Source organism: Microbacterium sp. BF1, from assembly GCF_019279095.1.
Classification (GTDB): domain Bacteria; phylum Actinomycetota; class Actinomycetes; order Actinomycetales; family Microbacteriaceae; genus Microbacterium; species Microbacterium maritypicum.
Map to the genome: position 1 here is coordinate 1 of NZ_JAGYWT010000384.1, position 2,423 is coordinate 2,423.

Consider the following 2,423-nt stretch of genomic DNA (forward strand, 5'->3'; position numbering starts at 1 on the left):
GGTGGTCGCGCTGTGGCGGCCCACTCTCGACGCCGCGCTTCCCACGGTGCTCGACCATGCGGCGGTGACCTGGCGGCACCCCGCTCAGCGTGCGAAGTGGGAGCTGGCTGCGGCGAGCCTGCGCGGATTCCGTCGCACGCTCGACGCCGAGGGATTCACCGAGATCCAGACGCCGAAGCTCGTCGACTCTGTGACGGAGTCGGGAGCGAACGTGTTCCCGGTCGACTACTTCGGCACGACCGCCTACCTCGCGCAGAGTCCGCAGTTCTTCAAGCAGCAGCTCGTTGGCGTCTTCGAGCGCGTCTATGAGACGGGCCCCGTGTTCCGCGCGGAACCGCACGACACGGTGCGTCATCTCGCCGAGTACGTCTCCCTCGACGCCGAGCTCGGCTTCATCCGCGACCACCGCGATGTGCTCGCGCTGCTGCACCGGGTGCTGCTCGGCATGATCGAGAGTATCCGCACCGAGAGCGGGGACGCGGTCGCAGAGCAGATTCTCGACCGCCTCGAGCACCACGATCAGCGGGCCCTTGTCGTCGAGGGCACCTCGTCCGTAGACCGAGCCGTCGGCGATCACCCCCGCGAAGGGCGGGTGCGTCCACGCGTCACTCTCATCCACCGGGACGACGTCGTAGTGCGCCATCAGCACGACCGGTCGATCCGGGGCCGCACCGGCCCCCTGCCAGTGGAACAGCAGCCCGAAGTCGGTGTGCCGTTCGAGCGCCAGCTTCTCGTGCGTCAGCGGGTAGAGCTCCGCGATGAGCGCGACGAACTCCTCGAACGGAGCCGAGCCGCGCTCGTCGAGCTCGGCCGAGACCGTCGGGATCCGGATCATCTGCGAAAGCCGCTCGGCGATGCCCGGGCGCACGGTCGGTGTGGTCACACCCGCCATCGTACTCAGCGGTTCTCAGGACCACTGCGTGAGCTTGTCGGGGTTGCGCACGGCGAGCACCTCGGTGATCCGCTCGCCCTCGACGACGAAGGAGAACACCGCATCGGGGCAGCCGTCGAGCGTGGCAAGCGCGGCCAGCCCGTCCGCGGTGGGGACGAGGACGACCTCCGCGCCGGGGTGGAGCCGAGCGATGCCCTGCAGGAAACGTGCCACGCGATCGGCCCCGACGACCGGTCGCAGCGCCGCCGACTTCCTCCCGCCCGCGTCGGAGATGAGCACGACATCGGGATCGAGCACAGTGATGAGGCGATCGAGCCGTCCGGTCGCTGCGGCTTCGAGGAATGCGCGTGCGACGGCATCGTGCTGCTCCCGTGTCGCCAGGCGCGCACGCCGCTCTCGCACCCGTCGACGTCCCTGCGACGCGAGCTGTCTCACGGCGTCCGTGCTCCTTCCGACTGTCTCGGCGATCTCCGCGAACGGGACGCCGAACACGTCGTGCAGCACGAAGGCCACACGCTCGGGGGGAGTGAGCGATTCCAGGAGCACGAGCAGCGCCATCCCGACCGACTCGTCGAGGGACACTCTGTCGAGCGGGTCCGGAAATGGGGTGACGAACAGCGAGTCCTGCGGCACGGGCTCCGGAAGCCACTGACCGACATAGCTCTCCCTCCGCGCTCGCGCCGAGCCAAGGGCATCCAGGCAGATGCGTCCGGCGACGCGCGTCAGCCACGCACCCGGATTGACGATCCCTGCGCGCTCCGCGTCGGTCAGCCGCACCCAGCGCACGTAGGTCTCCTGCACCGCGTCCTCGGCATCCGCGACCGTGCCGAGCAGACGATACGCGAGAGCGAGCAGGGTACGGCGTTCGGCTTCGACCACAACGAGATCATCCATCGCCTCCATCTTGGTCCGTCTCGGCCTCCTGCCGACGCCACGTCGATGCCGCTCTCGACAGGCGCCTCACGTTTCGTTCGCCTGCGTCGTCGAACAAGGAGAAGGATGTACCGAGACGAAGGAGAACACATATGAGGATCGTCGTCGCAGGAGGAACCGGAACCGTCGGGCGGCACACCGTCGAGGCGGTGCGGGCCGCGGGGCACGACACCGTCGTCCTGAGCCGGTCACGCGGAGTCGACCTGGTGACCGGAGAGGGCCTGGGCCACGCCCTGGCCGGCGCGGACGCGGTGATCGACGTCACGAGCATCGAGACGCGAAATGCCAGCGAAGCGATCGAGTTCTTCACCGCGGCGACAGGGAACCTGGCCGCGGCGGCCGCCGACGCGGGGGCCGGGCACCTCGTCCTGCTGTCGATCGTGGGGATCGACCGCATCCCCTACGACTACTACGCCGGCAAGATCGCTCAGGAGAAGGTCGTCGAGGCGTCGCGCGTTCCGTGGACGATCCTGCGAGCGACGCAGTTCCACGAGTTCGCGGCGCAGATGTTCACGCGGGCGAAGATGGGCCCGCTCCACCTCGCCCCGAGAGCGAGGACGCAGCCCGTGGCCGCCCGCGAAGTGGGTGCACGCCTCGC

The 2,423-nt window shown here is 69.1% G+C and carries 2 protein-coding genes and 2 pseudogenes; 2 read left to right on the top strand and 2 right to left on the bottom strand.

What is annotated here, in order from left to right:
• Positions 1-64: 64 nt before the first annotated feature.
• Positions 65-463, top strand: a pseudogene (locus KZA10_RS12485) (amino acid--tRNA ligase-related protein); the annotation flags it as partial.
• A gap of 87 nt (positions 464-550) precedes the next feature.
• Here KZA10_RS12485 and KZA10_RS18540 read toward each other — a convergent pair.
• Positions 551-892: pseudogene (locus KZA10_RS18540) on the bottom strand (hypothetical protein); the annotation flags it as partial.
• 15 nt (positions 893-907) lie between these two features.
• Positions 908-1,786, bottom strand: a complete 879-nt coding sequence (gene sigJ / locus KZA10_RS12495; RefSeq protein WP_218683030.1) for an RNA polymerase sigma factor SigJ — start codon at positions 1,784-1,786, stop codon at positions 908-910.
• A 131-nt stretch (positions 1,787-1,917) separates the two neighbouring features.
• Between sigJ and KZA10_RS12500 the strand changes: the two genes are divergently transcribed.
• A partial coding sequence (locus KZA10_RS12500; protein WP_218683031.1) for an SDR family oxidoreductase occupies positions 1,918-2,423 on the top strand: 506 nt, incomplete at its 3' end.